Below are 18,940 nucleotides of genomic sequence, written 5' to 3' on the forward strand. Positions count from 1 at the left end.
GGAGGCGGAGAAATGAAAATCAGATTTTGCGGAGCAACCGAAGGCGTTACAGGATCCTGTCACCTTCTGATTACGGATAAAGCAAACGTGCTGTTGGATTGCGGGCAGTTCCAGGGCGGGAAAGCCCAGGATCGCCTGAACTACCGGGAGTTTCCCTTTGAACCGTCCGAAATCGATTGTCTGGTGCTGAGTCACGCACACATCGATCACTGCGGGCGGATTCCCCTTCTGGTAAAAAGAGGTTTTCGCGGAAACATCTTCTGCACCAAAGCGACGGCGGATCTTCTTCCGATCATGCTCCGGGACAGCGGGTATATCCACGAGAAGGAAGCGGAGTGGGCCAACAAAAAGGCGGAACGAAAAGGACAGCCGCTGGTTCAGCCGCTGTACACGGTGGCGGACGCGGAGGAATCCCTTCGCTATGTGCATCCGGTTCTGTACGATCAGCTCATTGAGGTGAGTGAGGGCATTCACGTCTGCTTCAACGATGCGGGCCATATTTTGGGATCGGCGGAAACGGAGCTCTGGGTGCAGGAGGGCGATGCGGAGACGAAAATCGTTTTCTCCGGGGACCTGGGGGTGAATCACCGGCCGATTCTTCGGGACCCTACCATCATTCGCCATGCGGATTATGTCATCATGGAGAGCACCTATGGAAACCGTCTCCATCCGGAGAACGCCATGAGCATCGAGAAATTGGTAAAGGTGATTCTCCGCACGGTGGAGCGGGGCGGAACGGTGGTAATTCCGTCCTTTGCCGTAGGACGAACTCAGGAGATGATCTACCAGCTGAACATGCTTTACGATGAGAATCCGGAGATTTACGGAAAGCTGAAGAACGTTCCGGTGTACATCGACAGCCCGATGGCCAATGCGGCGACGGAAGTCTTTAAGAAGAACACGGCGGTGTTCGACGATGACTTCAAGGCGTTTATGGATAAGGGCGATCATCCGCTGGAATTCAAAAATCTTCATTTTACCCAGTCCACGGAGGAATCCCAGGCGCTGAACAGCGATCGGAAACCGAAGATCATCATTTCTGCCAGCGGCATGTGCGAAGCCGGCCGAATTCGCCATCACCTGAAGCACAACCTGTGGAACCCAAAGTGTTCCATCGTGTTCGTGGGATACCAGGCGGAAGGCACCCTTGGCCGGAAATTGGTGGAAGGTGCGGAATCGGTGAACCTCTTTGGCGAGGAGATTCAGGTCAATGCGGAAATCGTGAATCTGGAAGGCTTCTCCGGTCATGCGGATCGGGACGGATTGGCGCATTGGGTGGGCTCTTTCGTTACCCATCCGGTGGTATTCTTGGTGCATGGCGAGAAGGAATCCAAGGAAGATTTTGCCGCTTACCTGGGGGAGAATCTGGATATCCATCCGATTGTGATACAGCAGAACAGTGAGTTTGAACTGGTTCCGGGACGCCGGCCGGAAGGAACTCATATGGAACCGGTATCCACGTTCCAGCTGGATGCGGATGAAATCAATGCCCTCCGGAACAAGATTTCCGGACTCAGCAGTTCGATTGGAGATTTGCTGAACACCGCTGCGGTGGAAACCGGAAAGAACATCAGTCCGGAACGGCTGATTGAAATCAACAACATCATTCAGGAACTGGCGGAATCGGAAGCCAACCTGAAAGCGACGCTGTTGGAGGAAGCGGAAGAAGGGCGAGTTTCTGAATGAGAAGTTTAAGAATCCCGGGAAAAAGTACTTTTTTTGAGGGTTTCAGTCCTTTCTTTTTCAAGTGAATGTACAGCACCATCCTTTGGCGATACAATGGAGCCGAAAGGATGGTGTTTTGTTATGAAGGAATATCAGATTCAGAAGGATCGGAAGCGAGTTCTTCCCAGCGAAGTGTATTATCAGTGTCTATGGGTGGTAAAGGATATGAATCGGCTCCAAGAGATTGCCGGAATGGAATTTCGCCGGGAGATGCTGGCGGAGGATGTGCTCACCTACGGAAATACGGCAATGCAGGAAAGTCCGGTGGCGGCAGAGGCGATGTTTAAACTGGACTGCATCCATCGGGCATTGATGGAGATTCCGGAGATTTACAGGGAGGGGATCATCGAGAATATTCAGACCCGAAGGACCGGGTATCCATGTTCTGCCCACGAAAATACCTGGAAGAAATGGAAGCAGCGTTTTATCTATATGCTGGCGGAAAACCTGCGGTTGATTCCGTAAAAAGTGTACTGAAGGGGAATTTTTTTTATGATATGATGGGGCTGTCAGATAGGGCGATACGAAATTACTGGCGAATGACGTAACGTCTCTATTGTTTTCACTTCTATTATTTTAAGATGCGAGTGCATCTGGGTATCGGCGGCAGCAATGCCGCCACTTTTTTGTTTTACGCTTTATTCCGGAATAAAAAAGTGATAGAATATTTAAATAAACGATAAAACTTATTTGTAAAGAGATTAATATATATAGGGAGTGTTTTATGGCTTTTCCGGAAAAAACATTGCAATCGGAAGTGGTGTATGACGGTCCGATTTTTCGAATTCGCAAAGATAAAGTGACGGTAGTGGGCGGAAAGACCTCCTATCGGGATATTCTGGAGCACAACGGTGGGGCGGTGATTCTGGCGGTAAAAGAAGACGGCAGAATTCTCATGGTGCGGCAGTTTCGAAAGGCGTTGGAGCGGGAGGTGCTGGAACTTCCGGCGGGAAAGATTGACGGCGATGAGGATCCCATGGACACGGCACTTCGGGAATTGAAGGAAGAAACAGGCTACCAGGCCGGGAGCATTCGGCATCTGACCACCATCAGCCCGAGCTGCGGATACACCACCGAGCTTTTATACATTTACCTCTGCAAGGATTTGACGCCGGGAGAGACCCATTTCGACGATACAGAGGATTTGGACCTTTATGAATACACGGCGGACGAGTTGGTGGATCGGATTATGAAGGGTGAAATTCAGGACGCAAAGACCATCGTGGGAGTTCTTTTTGCCCGAACCGCAGGAGAAATATAGAAGACACAGGAGACGAAGATGGATGCCTTCATTGAATATTTAAAGAATACGAAAAACAAGGCGGAAAACACTCTCGTTGCCTATCGCCGGGATTTGAAAGCCTTCGAGGTCTTCCTGGAGGGCCGCGGCGGAAAGAGTTTGAACGACTGCAAGGAAAGTGATGCAGCCGCTTACATATTGGAACTGAATAATGAAAGTAAGTCCAAGGCGACGATTAACCGAAAAATTTCTTCTCTGCGTGCATTCTACGATTACAAAATCGATGAAGGGGAACGAGAAACCAATCCTTTTCAGAAAATCAAATCGGCGAAAAACGATAAGCGCCAGATTGAGTTTCTGACGGTGGAAGAGGTGAATCATATGCTGTCCCTTCCGGATGATTCTGCCAAGGGCATCCGGGACAAGGCGTTGCTGGAGTTCATGTACGGAACGGGCGCTCGTGTGACGGAGCTGGTGCGCCTGCGATTCTCGGACATGAATCTGCGGATGAACTTCGTTACGCTGAAGGACAACGACGGAGAGAGCCGAATCGTGCCGATTGGATCTTATGCTCACGCCGCGATGAAGAAGTATATGGACGAAGCTTACGAAGAAATCAAGGGCGAGCCGAGAGAAGAGGACGACTACATTTTCATCAACTTCCGAGGCCAGGCGCTGACCCGTCAGGGAATCTGGAAGATTCTGAAGGAATACGGTAAAGAGATGGATATCGAAGAGCGGATGACACCGCAGATTCTCCGGAACAGCTTTGCGGTACACATCCTTCAGAACGGCGGGGATTTGAAGACCCTTCAGGAACTGATGGGCTTTGAAGATATGTCCGTAGGCATTGCGTATCTGGCGGTGTTGAATGTGCGGATTCGGGACGTGTACCAGCGGACCCATCCGAGGGCATAGAAATAATATTTTTTTGAAAAAAGTGTTGAAATCAGTCACTCATTGTGATAAAATTTGATAGTTATTACGGGCGGTCCTCTGGTAATTGACAGCATGGCTTAAGAAGCCGGGAACGACATTTATTATTTAAAGAGAAACCACGAGCGTCTTGGAAAGGAAGGAGGAATAACAATGAACGTAATTGATTCGATCACAAAGGAATACAAGAAGAACGATATTCCGGAATTCAACGTTGGTGATACCGTAAGAGTTCACGTTAAGATCGTTGAGGGTCAGAGAGAAAGAATTCAGGTATTCGAAGGATATGTCCTGAAGATGCAGAGCGGCGGAATTTCTGAAACATTCACAGTAAGAAGACTGGCTCAGGGTATTGGTGTAGAGAAGACTTTCCCAATGCATTCGCCGAAGGTAGCAAAGATTGAGGTGCTGAAGCGCGGAAGAGTTAGAAGAGCGAAGCTGAACTACATGCGTGAAAGAACCGGTAAGGCTGCAAGAATCAAGTCTGCAAAATAAGAACGATTTGCTGAAAATTAAAGAGCATACCTTGGCATTGCCGAAGGTATGCTCTTTTTTATCCGATATTTTCCATTGCGACGACGAAAAAGGAGGCAAATGAATGATTCAGAATATTAACTGGTATCCGGGGCATATGAAGAAGACACGGGAACTGATTCAGGAAAACCTCAAAGCGGTGGACCTGGTCATCGAACTGCTGGACAGCCGGATTCCGATTTCCAGCCGGAACCCGATTATTGACGAACTGGTGGGGGACAAAAGAAGAATCGTACTTCTGGGCAAATCCGATCTGGCGGATTCGGAAGAGACCGAGAAGTGGCAGCGTTATTTTAGCCGGAAGGGGGATAAAACCGTGGCCATCGATGCCCGCTCCGGAGAGAATATCAATCGCCTGTTCAGCATCTTGGACGACGTGCAGCGAGAACAGAATCAGCTGCGGCAGATGAACCGTTCCATCCGGATGATGGTGGTGGGCGTGCCGAACGTTGGAAAATCCTCCCTCATCAACCGGCTGATCGGAAAGAAGAGTGCGAAGACCGGAGATAAAGCAGGTGTGACTCGAGGTAAGCAGTGGGTGACACTGAAGAACGGGATGCAGCTGCTGGATACACCGGGCATTCTGTGGCCGAAGTTCGAGGATCAGCGGGTGGGTCTGTATCTGGCCTTCTGCGGAAGCATTCGGGACGAAATTCTGGACACCCAGGATCTGGCATTCGAGCTGATTAAGGTGCTGGAGAAGCGATATCCGGAATCATTGCAGAATCGCTATAAGTTGGATGAAATACAAGAAGAGACACTAGACAATATGGAAGCCATTGCCTTTAAGCGGGGATTTCTGATGCCGGGAAAGAGAATTGACTACGAGCGCACCGGTCGGACGGTAATCGACGAATTCCGGAGCGGAAAGCTGGGGCGCATTACGCTGGAGACGGTGCCGTCGGAAGGAGAGCCGGAGAATGACTAAGCAAGAACGCCTGGAAAAGATGGAGCAGCGTTTTCAGGAGATGATCCGTCAGGAAAAGGTGCTGCACGAAAAGGGAATTCAATACGTTGCGGGGATTGACGAGGTGGGCCGCGGTCCGTTGGCCGGTCCGGTGGTCACCGCTTGCGTGGTGCTTCCGGAGGATTTTCACGTGCCGGGGGTGGACGATTCCAAGAAACTGACGGAGAAGCGGCGGCTGGCCATGAACCAAGAGATTCAAGATCGGGCGCTGGCCATCGGCATTGGCATCGCATCACCGGAGGAAATCGATGAGATGAACATACTGGAGGCCACCAAGTGTGCTATGGTACGGGCTTTTCACGATGCCAATGAGAAGCTGGGCCGGAAGATTCCGGGCGCAGAAATTCAGCATTTGCTGATCGATGCCCTGGAATTGCCGGACATTTCGGTTCCTCAGGAGGGAATCGTTCACGGAGATGCCAGTTCTGTATCCATTGCGGCGGCATCCATCGTGGCGAAGGTCACGCGAGATGCCTACATGGTGGAGATGGGAGAAAAATATCCCGGATATGCGTTCGAAAGCAACAAGGGGTATGGCACTGCTGCCCATTACGACGGAATTCGGGCGCAGGGCATTACGCCGATTCATCGGAAGAGCTTTCTCAAGAATCTGGAAAGCCGTCACGGCGGCAAGGCGGTGGAGCGTATCGGGGCCAAGAAGATGACCGGAAAGAAGGTATATGCCGTTCGGGCCGGCCGGGAGACCGGCATCTTTCAGACCTGGAAGGAGTGTCAGCGGCTGGTTACCGGATATCCCGGTGCGGAGTACAAGAGCTTTACCACTTGGGAAGCAGCAGAGGAATACCTGGGAAAGAAGCAGGACGTGCAGGCTATTCCGGAAACAGCGGCGGAAATCTATGTGGACGGAAGCTTCGATGTGCGCACCGGCAAGTTCGGATGCGGCGTGGTGATTCTGTATAAAGGAGAAGTAATTACCTTGAAGCACGGATACGACGACCCGGCATCGGCGGAGCTGAGAAACGTTGCCGGCGAGGTGATGGGAGCGGTGAACGCGATTCGCTATTGCCAAGAACACGACATCGATGAGGTGTATATCTATCACGACTACAACGGAATCGGCAAGTGGGGAGATGACGAGTGGAAGGCGAATCTCCCGCTGACCCGAAAGTACAAGCAGTTCGTGGCGGACGCCCGGAAAAACATGAAGATTGTTTTTATCAAGGTGGAAGCCCATACCGGGGTAAAATATAACGAGATGGCGGACCGTCTGGCAAAAGACGCTATTGGACTTTTTTAGTCTGTGTGATATAATTGTCCTGTCTATTTTATGAAGAATCACTGAAAGGGTAGAACAAATGGCCAAATTATTGCGTGGAGCGCCGGTGAGAGATCTCATCGCGGATCAGCTCCGAAGTGATGTGACGAAGTTAAAAGAAAATGGGGTATGTCCAAAGGTGGCGACCCTGCGAGTGGGAGATCGTTCCGGGGATGTGTATTACGAGAATGCCATCCGGAAGAACTCCGATAAATACGGTATTGAATGCGTGAATCGAGTCTACACGGAGGAAACGTCCCAGGAAGAGCTGGAGAAGGGACTGGCGGAATTGAACGGAGACCCGTCCATCCACGGAATCATCATGCTGATGCCTTTCCCGAAGTTTGTGGATGAAGCTCGGATGAAACGATTGCTGGCACCGGAGAAGGATATCGATGCCATCACGGACGCATCCTATGCCAATCTTTTTGATGCGAAGAGACCTTTGGATGATTATTTTTGTGCCTGCACTGCAGAGGCCTGCATGGAAATCCTGCAGAAGAATGATGTGGAGCTGCAGGGAAAGAAAGTGACCATTGTGGGACGGAGCGTTCGAATCGGAAAGCCGCTGATGCTGATGATGCTGAATGCCAACGCGACAGTGACGGTGTGTCATACCCGCACGAAACCGGAAGACCTGAAGACCGCCTGTGAGGAGGCGGACATCGTGATTCTGGCGACGGGACAGATAGAATCCTACGGACCGGAATTTTTCCGGGAAGGACAGATTATCGTGGATGCCGGCGCGGGAACCGGATCGGACGGAAAGATGGCCGGGGACCTGAATGTCAAGGCACTGACTGCCTGCGATTGGTCGGAAAATGTGGCATACACACCGGTACCGGGCGGCGTGGGAACGGTGACCACCACCCTGCTGTTGCGGAATGTAATGAAGGCCGCAAAGCATTTTTATAAGAAAGAGAACATCAAAAACTTAAATATCAAATAGAAAAGGAAAGGTAAAATACAATGACCTTTACCCAATATTACAAACCGGACGATATGTCCGCCAGCGTGCCGGAACACCTCCAGACAGATGAGGATCTTCAGCAGCAGATTATGGACATCAACCTGCTGTACAGTGCGGCGATTCGCGAGGTAAGCACGAAGCTGGATGTGCTGGGTGATGATTTCCGGATGAAGCATTCCTACGTGCCGATTCACCACATGCAGTCGCGGCTGAAGTCCTTTGAAAGCTTGATGGATAAAGCGGAGCGTTACGGCATTGAGGACCCGATTCACAACCTGGATACGGTTCGGGCGGAGGTATTCGACATCGCCGGAATCCGAGTGGTGTGCAACTACCGGGAAGATATTTACACCATGTCCGAACTTCTCCTGAAGCAGTCGGATGTGGATTTGATTAAAATCAAGGATTATTGCAAGAATCCGAAACCAAGCGGATATCGAAGCCTTCACGTGGTCATTTCGATCCCGGTGTTCCTGGTGAACAGCAAGACCACCGTACCTGTGGAAATCCAGTTCCGAAGCATTGCCATGGATACCTGGGCCAGCCTGGAACACGAATTGAAATATAAGAATAAAGGTGCTCTGACGGAGGACATCCAGAAACAGCTGACCCAGTGCGCGAAGACCTTGTCGGATGTGGATGAACAGATGGAGCGAATTCGGCATCAGGTTTTCTGATGACCGTACGAAAAATGGCGAAATACCGGAAATTATTTTTGCCGGATTGAAGATAGGAGAACTAAATGAAAAAGAATCTTGCGAAAACATACGATCCAAAGGACTTTGAGGATCGTATTTATGAGACTTGGGAGGAGTCCGGTGCGTTTAACGCCGAAGTGGATCCGGACAAAAAACCGTTTACCATCGTAATGCCGCCGCCAAATATCACGGGGCAGCTGCACATGGGACACGCTTTGGACCAGACTCTTCAGGACGTGCTCACCCGTTGGAAGCGTATGGAAGGCTACAGCGCACTGTGGCTTCCGGGCAGCGATCACGCCAGCATTGCCACCGAGGTAAAAGTAGCAAACAAGCTCTATGAAGATACCGGCAAGCACAAGAGTGAATTCACTCGAGAGGAGTTTCTGGAGTACGCTTGGGCGTGGAAAGAGGAGTACGGCAGCCGGATTACGAAGCAGTGCCGAAAGCTGGGCGACTCCTGCGATTGGCGGAGAGAGCGCTTCACCATGGATGAGGGCTGCAACAAGGCCGTAACGAAATTCTTCATCGATCTTTACAACAAAGGTTGGATTTATCGCGGAAACCGCTTGATTAACTGGTGCCCGAGCTGCAAGACGTCCCTGTCGGATGCAGAGGTAGAGCACGAGGACGAAAACGGAAAGTATTGGTATTTCCGTTATCCGGCAGTGGATGGCGGAGAGGGAATTGTAGTGGCGACATCCCGTCCGGAGACCATGTTCGGCGATATTGCCATTGCGGTTCATCCGAGTGATGAGAGATATAAGGATTTGGTGGGCAAGAACGTATACCTGCCGATTCTGAACCGGGAGATTCCGGTCATCGCAGACGAGTATCCGGATCCGGAAAAGGGAACCGGTGCGGTGAAGATTACGCCGGCACACGACCCGAACGACTTCGAGGTAGGTGCCCGTCACGATCTTGAAATCCTGAGCTGCATGAATGACGATGCCACCATGAACGAGCTGGCCGGCAAATACGAAGGTATGGACCGGTACGAGTGCCGGAAGGCGTGGGTAAAGGAGCTGGAAGAGGCAGGTTACCTGGTTAAGACGGAAGATATGGTCATTCCGGTGGGTAAGTGCTACCGCTGCCACAGCGCTATTGAACCGATGCTGTCGGATCAGTGGTTCGTAAAGATGGAAGAGCTGGCAAAACCGGCCATCGAGGCGGCAACTTCCGGAGAGCTGGAGCACATTCCGGCAAGATTTGAGAAGATCTATCTGAATTGGCTGAACGATATTCATGACTGGTGCATTTCCCGTCAGCTGTGGTGGGGACACCGGATTCCGGCATACTACTGCGACGAATGCGGTGAACTGGTGGTGGCAGACCACATGCCGGAGACATGTCCGAAGTGCGGCGGACACCACTTCCATCAGGACGAGGATGTACTGGATACCTGGTTCAGTTCGGCTCTGTGGCCATTCTCCACACTGGGCTGGCCGGAGAAGACACCGGAACTGGATTACTTCTATCCGACTTCCGTTATGGTAACCGGATACGATATCCTGTTCTTCTGGGTTATCCGAATGGTATTCTCCGCATGCGAAACGATGCACGAAATCCCGTTCAAATACGTATTCCTGCATGGTCTGGTACGTGATGAACAGGGACGGAAGATGAGCAAATCCCTGGGCAACGGAATCGATCCGCTGGTTGTCATCGACCAGTACGGTGCAGATGCACTGAGATTCATGCTGTGCACCGGAATTTCTCCGGGTAACGATACTCGATTCCTGACCAGCCGTCTGGAATCTTCCCGAAACTTCGCCAATAAGCTGTGGAACGCATCCCGATTCACCATTATGAATTTACAGGATGAAGATGGCAATTTCCTGCCGATGGCAGATGAAGCGACTGCCGTTCTCCAGGACGAGGACAAGTGGATGATTTCCAGAGTGAATGCGGCCGCAAAAGCAGTGACCGAATCTCTGGATAAGTTCGAGCTGGGCCTGGCCGGACAGAAGGTATATGAAGTTATTTGGGATGAGTACTGCGACTGGTACATCGAAATCGTCAAGAGAAGACTGTACGGGGAGGACGAGGAGGATAAGAAGACGGCGAGATATGTCCTGCAGAAGACGCTGAAGGATCTGATTAAGCTGCTCCATCCGTTCATGCCGTTCATTACCGAGGAAATCTGGGGATTCCTTCCAAAAGAAGGATCGGAAACCGGTGCGGATGCGATGCTGATTCGGGCATCTTGGCCGCAGTACGACGAGAATCTGGAATATCCGGACGCGACGGCTCGCATCGAAACGGCAATCGCAGCCATCAAGGCGGTTCGTAACATTCGTGTAGAAGCGGATGCGGCACCGAGCCGGAAACTGAACATGATTGTCCGGACGGATTCCCTGGCGGATACCATTGAAGGTACCGGAGACATCATCCGTAAGATTGCCAACGTGGTGGAAATCACCGTGGAAGGCACCGACGGGGATGCGCCGAAAGATGTAATGTCCGCGGTCATCGACGGTGCGGAAATCCTGATTCCGCTGGAAGATCTGGTGGACTTCGAGGCGGAGCTGGAAAGACTTCAAAAAGAAAAGAAGCGTCTGGAAGGCGAAGTAACCCGCGTGGAGAAGAAATTGTCCAACAAGGGCTTCGTGGAGAAGGCACCGGAAGCGGTCGTAAACCAGGAGAAGGAAAAACAAGAAAAATATAAAGAAATGCTGGCAACCGTAGTTGCCCGTTTGGAATCTATGGGAGCGAAAAGTGACAACGAATAGTCAAAAGGTTATTGATGCTATTCATGACAGCACTGCGCGAAAAGGTCCGATGGGATTGGACCGGATGAGAAGACTTCTCAGCCTTCTGGGAAATCCGGAAGAAAAATTGAATATTTTTCACGTGGCCGGGACCAACGGAAAGGGATCCGTGGCCACGTACCTTTCTTCCATCTTGCAGGAAGCGGGATATACGGTGGGCGTACATACTTCGCCGCACGTTATGGTGTACAATGAGCGATTTATGATCAACAACCACCTGATTTCCGATGAGGCCTTTACCCGATACGGGGAGGCGGTTCTGAACTACAATGAATGGCTGAATCAGGAAGGATATGGATACCTGTCCGAGTTCGAAATTCTGACGGCGATTGCTTACCTGTTCTTTGCAGACAACGGTGTGGACTACATGATTTCCGAAGTGGGTCTGGGCGGCGTCATCGATTCTACCAATACTATCGAGCATCCGGTTTCCACCGTTATCACGCAGGTGGGACGGGATCACACGGGCATTCTGGGAGATACCCTTCGGGAAATTGCCTGGAACAAGGCCGGAATTATTAAAGCTGGCATTCCGGTGATTTCGGAAAGTGTGGAACCGGAAACGCAAGAATTCATCCGTTGGAAGGCGGAACAGAAAGGTTCGGAATTTCTGGACGTCTCCGATTCGGAGTACAAGATTGTTTCCCGGCGGCCGGAGATGCTGTTCGATGTGACCATCGGAGAGAAAGAATACCGGGATTTGCACCTGTCCATGCAGGGCGACCATCAAGTACGTAATGCGGTTACGGCGATGATGGCTCTGCTGAAAGCGTGTGAAGAAGGAAAGGTCTCCGTCTCCGAGGAGCATATTCGAGCCGGACTGCAGAAGGCCCGAATCATGGGAAGATTTGAATTTCTTCAAAAGGAAAACCCGGCGGTCATCATCGACGGCGGACACAATCCGGACGGAATTCGGGCCGGAATTACTGCGCTGAAGCAGTATTACGGAGAAGAAATCGAGGATAAAAAGGTTTTGATTGTCTTTGGATGTTTCAAGGACAAGGAATACGATGAAATGGCAGAGGAGCTGGGAAAAGCACCGGCTCATGCGGATTTCATCATTACGGAGCCTCACAGCGAGCGAGCACTTTCGTGTGATGTGCTGACGGAGAAGCTGACCGAGAAGGGGTTCCATTGCACTGCGATTCCTGATGAGAGGGAAGCATACACAACAGCGGTTAATGGTTGCTATGATGTTGTACTGTTCATCGGATCGATATACTTAATTGGAGATATGAGAATACTGTATCAAATGAAAGGATGGTAAAAAATGTTTGACAGAAACGGAAACGATTCAAGCACTTATAATCAGGAGAACATTGCGGAAATCCGCAAGACCTCCCCGAGAGTCGCAGATCTGATTGAGAAGGAATACAATCGTCAGAAGAACAACGTAGAGCTGATTGCTTCTGAGAACTACTGCTCTGAAGCGGTAATGGCTGCATGCGGAAGCTGCCTCTCCTGGAAGTATGCGGAAGGTTATCCGGCAAAGCCGATTGAAAGACATTCCGGAAACAAGGGCAGATATTACGGCGGAACCCGTTACGTTGATGAGTTGGAAGAATACTGCTGCGACATGTGGAGAAAGGTATTTGATACCGACTACCACGTAAACGTACAGCCGCACAGTGGATCTCAGGCAAACTTTGCAGCGTACAAGGCTGTTCTGGAACCGGGAGACACCATTCTTTCCCTGAACCTGGACAACGGCGGTCACCTGACTCACGGATCCGCAGTAAACTTTAGCGGCAAGCTGTACGATGTACATTTCTATAACGTAGATGAAAACGGATTCATCGACATGGAAGACCTGAAGAAGAAGGCAAACGAGCTGCACCCGAAGCTGATTCTCACCGGTGCCAGCGCTTATTCCAGAACGATTGATTTCCCGGCATTCGCAGAAATCGCAAAGAGCGTAGATGCATACTTCATGGTAGATATGGCACACATTGCCGGTCTGGTTGCCGGTGGTGAGCACATCAGCCCATTCGGTTATGCGGACATCATCACTACCACCACTCATAAGACCCTGAGAGGACCTCGTGGCGGAATGATTTTCTGCAGAGAAGAGCTGGCAAAGAAGGTAGACAGCGCCGTATTCCCATATGCACAGGGCGGTCCGCTGGAGCACATCATTGCCGGAAAAGCCGTTTGCGCAGAAGAAGCACTGCGTCCGGAATTCAAGGAATACGCTCATCAGGTTGTTGTAAACTGCAAGGCTTTTGCAGAGGAATTCATCAAGATGGGTTACAATGTGGTAACCGGCGGAACCGATAACCACGTATTCTTGCTGGATCTGTCGGATCACGAATTCTCCGGAAGAGATCTGCAGAACGCACTGGATGAAGTAGGCATTACCCTGAACAAGAACTGCGTTCCGAACGAAAAGCGTTCCCCGATGCAGACCAGTGGTGTTCGTGTAGGTACTGCACCGATGACAACCCGTGGATTCAAGGAAGAAGACTTTATCAAGGTGGCACACCGCATCGACGAAGTCGTGAAGCAGCTGGATGCAGAAAAAGCAGCGGAAAAATAATTTGAGTTATTGAACCGCTACACAAGATGTTGTATAATTAACGCAACATAAGACATATTTGTCATATGACTCAATCATCAAAAATAAATTTAAGGAGGACACTGCCATGGTTAAACTGTTAGTAGGACACAAGGGGAGTGGAAAGACAAAGAACATGATTGATTTCGCGAATAGAGATGCGGAAGAGTGCAAGGGAAGCGTTGTATTCATCAACAAGAATTCCCGCCTGATTTACGATCTGGATCACCGCATTCGTGTTATCTGCATGGAGGACTTCGTTCACATCACAAATGTAAGCGAGTACATCGGTTTTATTTTCGGAATTATCAGTTCCAACAGCGACATTGAGAAATTCTATCTGGATGGAATTATGAAGCATGCGGATATTTCTCTGGAAGTACTTCCTGAATTTATCGAGAAGATCAAAGTGATTTCCAAGGATTACGGAATCGACTTCGTTGTAAGTGTCAGCGCAGAGCTGGAAGAGATGATTGGTGTCAACTTTGACGAGTGTGAGGTTCTGAACTAGTATCGTCGCACTGTGGTAATAAGATGGTTCACAACTTCAAATAGAATAGCGGAAACTTGATTGCATCCTCCTTGCCGGTAAACCGGCAGAGAGGATGTTTTTTGGTTCTTTTTCAAATGGTGTTGGTGTAGAATAAAGGCAGTGTCATATTACAAGCGAGCGATAGAGGAGGCATAAATGAAAAAAAATAAGATAATAACCTCGGTAGTAGTGATGACGTTATGTTCTTTTGCAATTGCATATGCCACAAATAAGTCAGGGATTATTGTATTTATTCTATCCTGGATAGTTGGTATGCTAGCTTCACTACTTATACAGTATATATGGAGCAGCAAACTAGTGCCTGCAAAATTCTTAGTGAGTATAAGACTGTTGATTTCATTAATTGCAGGAATAATTGTATATTTATTTGCTTTTGTTTGATAATTTGGGGAAACGCCCATAGCAGAGGTGCACAGCGGCGAAAAGCCCCTGAAACTTGGTGCAAGCGAAACGGTACAATAAGGCTTTGCGGGTTTCCTTGTACCAAGTCCGCTGTCGCACAGCGGCGAAAAGCCCCTGAAACTTGGTGCAAGCGAAACGGTACAATAAGGCTTTGCAGGTTTCCTTGCACCAAGTCCGCTACCATACAGCGGCGAAAAGCCCCTGAAACTTGGTGCAAGCGAAACGGTACAATAAGGCTTTGCGGGTTTCCTTGCACCAAGTCCGCTGTCGCACAGCGGCGAAAAGCCCCTGAAACTTGGTGCAAGCGAAACGGTACAATAAGGCTTTGCAGGTTTCCTTGCACCAAGTCCGCTACCATACAGCGGCGAAAAGCCCCTGAAACTTGGTGCAAGCGAAACGGTACAATAAGGCTTTGCGGGTTTCCTTGCACCAAGTCCGCTGTCGCACAGCGGCGAAAAGCCCCTGAAACTTGGTGCAAGCGAAACGGTACAATAAGGCTTTGCGGGTTTCCTTGTACCAAGTCCGCTGTCGCACAACCAAAAAAGGAGATGAGCCCGCGGCTCATCTCCTTTTTTTTTCTGCCTATCTTATTTCTCCCGCTCCAAGCGGTTCTGCACTGCCTTCCGGGCACTCACATCGTCCCCTTCCCAGTAGCGCTTTCCGGTGGTGCCGTCCAGATACTTTTCCGCACCTTTGCCCAGCACCAGAACGATATCTCCCGGCTGCGCCATGTCCACGGCAGCCTGGATGGCTTCTGCGCGGTTCTCGATGTATTCGTGAGGGTATCCGTCCTTCATGCCGGCGGCGATTTCATCTGCCACCTTTTTCGGGGCTTCGTCGCGGCAATCCTCCTCCGTCAGGATGGAATAGTCGCAGTACTGGCTGAAGTAGTGTCCGAAAATCTCCCGGTTGCCCGCATCTCTTTTTCCCGGTGCACCGGATACGGTGATAATTCGCTTAATGCCCGGCAGGTCGTGGCGCACGTAGTGGAGCAGCTTGTTGTAGCTGTCGTCGGTATGGGCGTAGTCCACGATTACCCGGTAGTCCTGACCGAAACGGATTTCGTCCATTCTTCCCGGGATGGATGGGATGTACTCGAATTCCCGAATCACATCCTCCAGATTCAGACCGGCCTGATCCAGTGTGCCGGCAACGGCCAGCAGGTTGTACAGATTATAGGTCACCTGCAGGTTGGTAGTGACCGGATATTCCTTGCCCTCGTGCACCAGCGTGAAGGACATGCCTTCCGGACTGTAGACGATATCTTTTGCCATGTAATCCGCCGGCTGTTCGATGGCATAGGACATGAATTTGCCGGTGCACAGCTCTTCAATTCGCTTTCCGTACGGATCGTCGATGTTTACCATCGCTACGGCCGTCGGCTTTAGATTCCGGAAGAACAGGGATTTGGCCTGGAAGTAGTTTTCCATATTCTTGAAATAATCCAGGTGCTCCCGGGTGAGGTTGGTGAAGATGGCATAATCGAAATCCACCGCACCGACGCGCTTCTGAATGAGACCGTGGGAGCTGACCTCAATGGACGCTGCCTCGGCTCCGTCTCTGCGCATCTCCTCCAGCGTCCGCTGCAGTGGGATGATGTCCGGCGTGGTTAGGGGAACATCGTATTTTTTTCCTTCCATCTGACCGCCGATGGTGCCCAGATATCCGCACTCCCCCTTGTATTTGGTGTAAATCTTGCTGATCAGATAGGAAATGGAAGATTTGCCGTTGGTTCCGGTGACGCCGAACATGGTGAGGTGCTTGCTGGGCCATCCGTTCAGAGAAGCCGCCGCCTCGTTCAGTGCATCCAGCGTGCTTGGCACCTTGATGTAAATCACACCTTCTTGATCCTTCATCGGCATATCGTGTTCATAGATAATTACTTTTGCCCCGTTATCAACCGCCTGTTCTGCGAAATCGTGTCCGTCCAGAGCAGAACCGTCGATGCAGAAAAACATATCGCCTTCCTGTACCTTGCGGGAATCGATGCATAGATTCATAATATTTTTAACTCCTTTATTTCAGATGTATGGTACAATATCTAATGTATTATAGCACACTATGCACCCCTGTTCCATGATTCTATTGTGAGGACGGGGAAGGATTTAAATGAATACAGGAGGACGAAAATGTCAGACTATATAGTACGAGCAACTGCGGCAAACGAAACGGTGCGTGCCTTTGCCATCGATTCCACGGAGATGACGGCGACCGCCAGAGAGAAGCATCATACCTTTCCGGTAGTCACTGCGGCCATGGGCCGGCTGATGGGTGCAACGGCGATGATGGGCTCCATGATGAAGGGAGAAGATGATAAGCTGACGGTGACCATAAAAGGAGACGGTCCCATCGGCCAGATGACCGTCACCGTGGACAGCCACGGAAACGTAAAGGGTTTTCCGGCGAATCCGTGTGTGGACATTCCGCTGAAATATGCGGGGAAATTGGATGTAGGCGCTGCCGTGGGTGCCGGTACCATGACCGTAAGCATGGATTTGGGATTGAAGGAGCCGTACAATGGTCAGGTGGAACTTCAGACCGGTGAAATCGGCGACGATTTTGCCTATTATTTTACCACTTCGGAGCAGACACCGTCCGCGGTAGGACTGGGCGTAATGATTAATACGGATTCCACGGTTCGCCATGCCGGCGGTTTTATCATCCAGATGATGCCGGACGTGGAAGAGGAAACCATCGCGGCCATCGAGAAGGTGCTGCAGAACAGCAAATCCGTCAGCGAGATGATGGAGGCGGGTATGACACCGGAGGATATGATTCAGGCCCTGCTGGGGGATTTGAATCCGGAAATTTTCGAGACGGTGCCGGTTCGGTTCCACTGCGGATGCACCAAGGAGAAAGTGGCGGGCGCGCTGGCCACTATTCAGACCGGGGAGCTGGATCAAATGATTCAGGACGGAGAAGATATCGAGGTGAAGTGTCACTTCTGCAATTCCACCTATAAATTCTCGGTGGAGGAGTTGAAGGAAATCCTGGAAAAGCGAAACGAAGAAAAATAGTTTGTTGAAATAAACAAAAAGCAATATAGAATTTAGTGAAAAATACTGGACAAATGCGGCGGGCGGTGGTATCATTATACTCACGTTCACAATTATTGGGGAAAGGAGATACGAAACCATGAACAATCTGTATTTTGCGGCAGTATTTTTCTTCTTTTTTGGGTTTTTCTTTTTCAAGAAAGACGTCTTTTGCTGCGGCAGATTCAGGTAGAGGTGGTTTCTTTTTCTGAATTGGAATGATGGCCTGCAGCTTGCTGCAGGCTTTTTTTAGTTACGGAGGGTATGAATGATTATCACACTGAAACCTCATACAGAGGAAGAGCAGAAAGATCAATTGATGCGTTGGCTGTCCGGAAGGGGACTGGAGGTTGATGTATCGGAAGAGGACGACCATGAATTGCTGCGGCTGATTGGAGATACATCCGTAGTGGATGTGAGCATGGTGGAAATGCTGAACATGGTGCAGAACGTGCGAAAGATTTCCGCACCCTATAAGAAGGCCAACCGCCTGTTTCACCCAAAGGATACCGTCGTGGATGTGCACGGTACAAAAATTGGCGGGGGATATTTTTCCGTAATTGCGGGACCCTGCTCTGTGGAATCCGAAGAGCAGATTATCGGAATTGCCAAACGGGTGAAAGCCGCCGGGGCCACCATGCTGCGAGGCGGTGCTTTTAAACCCCGGACGTCCCCCTATGCGTTTCAAGGAATGAAGGCCGACGGCATCGAACTGCTGGTGAAGGCCAAGAAAGCCACCGGTCTTCCCATCGTTACGGAAATCATGAATGAGAATCACCTCCCGCTGTTTGAGGAGGTCGATGTGATTCAGGTGGGGGCTCGGAACATGCAGAATTTCGAACTGCTGAAAGCATTGGGAAAGACACGGAAACCGATTCTCCTGAAACGGGGATTGGCCAACACCCTGAAGGAATTGCTGATGAGTGCGGAATACATCATGGCGGGAGGAAACGAGAACGTCATCCTGTGCGAGCGAGGCATCCGCACCTTTGAACCGTATACCCGGAACACACTGGACATCTCCGCCGTTCCGGCGCTGCACGAGCTGACCCACCTTCCGGTGGTGGTGGATCCCAGCCATGCTACGGGCAAGGCATCTTTCGTGGATTCCATGGCTTCGGCGGCAGCGGCCTGCGGAGCGGACGGCATCATGATTGAAGTGCACAACGACCCGGCCCATGCTTTAAGTGACGGTCCCCAGTCCCTCACGCCGGATCAGTTTGATGGAGTGATGGAGAAAATCCGCAGGGTGCGTGCTGCGGTGGGAACGGAGAATTAA

At 50.6% G+C, this 18,940-nt stretch carries 17 protein-coding genes; 15 read left to right on the forward strand and 2 right to left on the reverse strand.

Features of this window, described 5'->3' with window-relative positions:
• Positions 1 to 12: 12 nt before the first annotated feature.
• The 13 genes from FYJ65_RS05240 (at position 13) to FYJ65_RS05300 (ending at position 14,182) form a co-directional block, all read left to right on the forward strand.
• Positions 13 to 1,686, forward strand: a complete 1,674-nt coding sequence (locus tag FYJ65_RS05240) for an MBL fold metallo-hydrolase RNA specificity domain-containing protein (protein ID WP_154554306.1) — start codon at positions 13 to 15, stop codon at positions 1,684 to 1,686.
• 120 nt (positions 1,687 to 1,806) lie between these two features.
• Positions 1,807 to 2,190: a hypothetical protein gene (locus tag FYJ65_RS05245; protein ID WP_154554307.1), complete on the forward strand. Its 384-nt coding sequence runs from the start codon at positions 1,807 to 1,809 to the stop codon at positions 2,188 to 2,190.
• 259 nt (positions 2,191 to 2,449) lie between these two features.
• Positions 2,450 to 2,986, forward strand: a complete 537-nt coding sequence (locus tag FYJ65_RS05250) for an NUDIX hydrolase (protein WP_154554308.1) — start codon at positions 2,450 to 2,452, stop codon at positions 2,984 to 2,986.
• Between the two features lie 18 nt (positions 2,987 to 3,004).
• On the forward strand, positions 3,005 to 3,883 hold the full coding sequence (locus FYJ65_RS05255; protein ID WP_154554309.1) for a tyrosine-type recombinase/integrase: 879 nt from the start codon (positions 3,005 to 3,007) through the stop codon (positions 3,881 to 3,883).
• 171 nt (positions 3,884 to 4,054) lie between these two features.
• Positions 4,055 to 4,396 carry a 50S ribosomal protein L19 gene (gene rplS / locus FYJ65_RS05260; protein WP_154554310.1) on the forward strand — a complete coding sequence of 114 codons (342 nt, stop codon included), beginning with the start codon at positions 4,055 to 4,057 and terminating at the stop codon, positions 4,394 to 4,396.
• A gap of 103 nt (positions 4,397 to 4,499) precedes the next feature.
• Entirely contained in the window at positions 4,500 to 5,363 is an 864-nt protein-coding gene (ylqF, locus tag FYJ65_RS05265; protein WP_154554311.1) for a ribosome biogenesis GTPase YlqF, read from the forward strand.
• On the forward strand, positions 5,356 to 6,660 hold the full coding sequence (locus FYJ65_RS05270) for a ribonuclease HII (RefSeq protein ID WP_154554312.1): 1,305 nt from the start codon (positions 5,356 to 5,358) through the stop codon (positions 6,658 to 6,660). Before ylqF ends, FYJ65_RS05270 begins: the two co-directional genes overlap by 8 nt.
• Positions 6,661 to 6,718: 58 nt before the next feature.
• Positions 6,719 to 7,627: a bifunctional 5,10-methylenetetrahydrofolate dehydrogenase/5,10-methenyltetrahydrofolate cyclohydrolase gene (locus tag FYJ65_RS05275; RefSeq protein WP_154554313.1), complete on the forward strand. Its 909-nt coding sequence runs from the start codon at positions 6,719 to 6,721 to the stop codon at positions 7,625 to 7,627.
• A gap of 20 nt (positions 7,628 to 7,647) precedes the next feature.
• Positions 7,648 to 8,325 carry a GTP pyrophosphokinase gene (locus FYJ65_RS05280; protein ID WP_154554314.1) on the forward strand — a complete coding sequence of 226 codons (678 nt, stop codon included), beginning with the start codon at positions 7,648 to 7,650 and terminating at the stop codon, positions 8,323 to 8,325.
• A 65-nt stretch (positions 8,326 to 8,390) separates the two neighbouring features.
• Entirely contained in the window at positions 8,391 to 11,078 is a 2,688-nt protein-coding gene (locus FYJ65_RS05285; protein ID WP_154554315.1) for a valine--tRNA ligase, read from the forward strand.
• Positions 11,065 to 12,384 carry a bifunctional folylpolyglutamate synthase/dihydrofolate synthase gene (locus FYJ65_RS05290; RefSeq protein ID WP_154554316.1) on the forward strand — a complete coding sequence of 440 codons (1,320 nt, stop codon included), beginning with the start codon at positions 11,065 to 11,067 and terminating at the stop codon, positions 12,382 to 12,384. The genes FYJ65_RS05285 and FYJ65_RS05290 overlap by 14 nt, the downstream gene beginning before the upstream one ends.
• 3 nt (positions 12,385 to 12,387) lie before the next feature.
• Entirely contained in the window at positions 12,388 to 13,653 is a 1,266-nt protein-coding gene (gene glyA / locus FYJ65_RS05295) for a serine hydroxymethyltransferase (RefSeq protein ID WP_154554317.1), read from the forward strand.
• A gap of 106 nt (positions 13,654 to 13,759) precedes the next feature.
• Complete coding sequence (locus tag FYJ65_RS05300; RefSeq protein WP_154554318.1) at positions 13,760 to 14,182, forward strand: hypothetical protein; 423 nt, start codon at positions 13,760 to 13,762, stop codon at positions 14,180 to 14,182.
• A 149-nt stretch (positions 14,183 to 14,331) separates the two neighbouring features.
• Here the strand turns inward: FYJ65_RS05300 and FYJ65_RS05305 are convergent, their stop codons facing one another.
• Entirely contained in the window at positions 14,332 to 15,162 is an 831-nt protein-coding gene (locus FYJ65_RS05305; protein WP_154554319.1) for a hypothetical protein, read from the reverse strand.
• 51 nt (positions 15,163 to 15,213) lie between these two features.
• Positions 15,214 to 16,626 carry a UDP-N-acetylmuramoyl-L-alanyl-D-glutamate--2,6-diaminopimelate ligase gene (locus tag FYJ65_RS05310; protein ID WP_154554320.1) on the reverse strand — a complete coding sequence of 471 codons (1,413 nt, stop codon included), beginning with the start codon at positions 16,624 to 16,626 and terminating at the stop codon, positions 15,214 to 15,216.
• Positions 16,627 to 16,755: 129 nt separating this feature from the next.
• On the opposite strand from FYJ65_RS05310, the gene hslO reads away from it, so the two are divergent.
• Together hslO and aroF are read left to right on the forward strand one after the other, a co-directional pair.
• Positions 16,756 to 17,643: an Hsp33 family molecular chaperone HslO gene (hslO, locus tag FYJ65_RS05315; RefSeq protein WP_154554321.1), complete on the forward strand. Its 888-nt coding sequence runs from the start codon at positions 16,756 to 16,758 to the stop codon at positions 17,641 to 17,643.
• A 286-nt stretch (positions 17,644 to 17,929) separates the two neighbouring features.
• The gene (aroF, locus tag FYJ65_RS05320) at positions 17,930 to 18,940 is read left to right on the forward strand and encodes a 3-deoxy-7-phosphoheptulonate synthase (protein WP_154554322.1); all 1,011 of its coding nucleotides are present in this window, start codon (positions 17,930 to 17,932) and stop codon (positions 18,938 to 18,940) included.

The sequence above is a fragment of the Mogibacterium kristiansenii genome (assembly GCF_009695905.1).
Classification (GTDB): Bacteria; Bacillota; Clostridia; order Peptostreptococcales; family Anaerovoracaceae; genus Mogibacterium_A; species Mogibacterium_A kristiansenii.

What these genes read in the sequence shown, in the direction of transcription:
- FYJ65_RS05255 (WP_154554309.1), top strand. Translation starts at nt 3,005, where the DNA reads ATGGATGCCTTCATTGAATATTTAAAGAATACGAAAAACAAGGCGGAA.
- FYJ65_RS05310 (WP_154554320.1), bottom strand. Translation starts at nt 16,626, where the DNA reads ATGAATCTATGCATCGATTCCCGCAAGGTACAGGAAGGCGATATGTTT.
- glyA (WP_154554317.1), top strand. Translation starts at nt 12,388, where the DNA reads ATGTTTGACAGAAACGGAAACGATTCAAGCACTTATAATCAGGAGAAC.
- aroF (WP_154554322.1), top strand. Translation starts at nt 17,930, where the DNA reads ATGATTATCACACTGAAACCTCATACAGAGGAAGAGCAGAAAGATCAA.
- FYJ65_RS05270 (WP_154554312.1), top strand. Translation starts at nt 5,356, where the DNA reads ATGACTAAGCAAGAACGCCTGGAAAAGATGGAGCAGCGTTTTCAGGAG.
- FYJ65_RS05240 (WP_154554306.1), top strand. Translation starts at nt 13, where the DNA reads ATGAAAATCAGATTTTGCGGAGCAACCGAAGGCGTTACAGGATCCTGT.
- FYJ65_RS05280 (WP_154554314.1), top strand. Translation starts at nt 7,648, where the DNA reads ATGACCTTTACCCAATATTACAAACCGGACGATATGTCCGCCAGCGTG.
- FYJ65_RS05245 (WP_154554307.1), top strand. Translation starts at nt 1,807, where the DNA reads ATGAAGGAATATCAGATTCAGAAGGATCGGAAGCGAGTTCTTCCCAGC.
- FYJ65_RS05300 (WP_154554318.1), top strand. Translation starts at nt 13,760, where the DNA reads ATGGTTAAACTGTTAGTAGGACACAAGGGGAGTGGAAAGACAAAGAAC.
- FYJ65_RS05285 (WP_154554315.1), top strand. Translation starts at nt 8,391, where the DNA reads ATGAAAAAGAATCTTGCGAAAACATACGATCCAAAGGACTTTGAGGAT.
- rplS (WP_154554310.1), top strand. Translation starts at nt 4,055, where the DNA reads ATGAACGTAATTGATTCGATCACAAAGGAATACAAGAAGAACGATATT.
- FYJ65_RS05250 (WP_154554308.1), top strand. Translation starts at nt 2,450, where the DNA reads ATGGCTTTTCCGGAAAAAACATTGCAATCGGAAGTGGTGTATGACGGT.
- hslO (WP_154554321.1), top strand. Translation starts at nt 16,756, where the DNA reads ATGTCAGACTATATAGTACGAGCAACTGCGGCAAACGAAACGGTGCGT.
- ylqF (WP_154554311.1), top strand. Translation starts at nt 4,500, where the DNA reads ATGATTCAGAATATTAACTGGTATCCGGGGCATATGAAGAAGACACGG.
- FYJ65_RS05275 (WP_154554313.1), top strand. Translation starts at nt 6,719, where the DNA reads ATGGCCAAATTATTGCGTGGAGCGCCGGTGAGAGATCTCATCGCGGAT.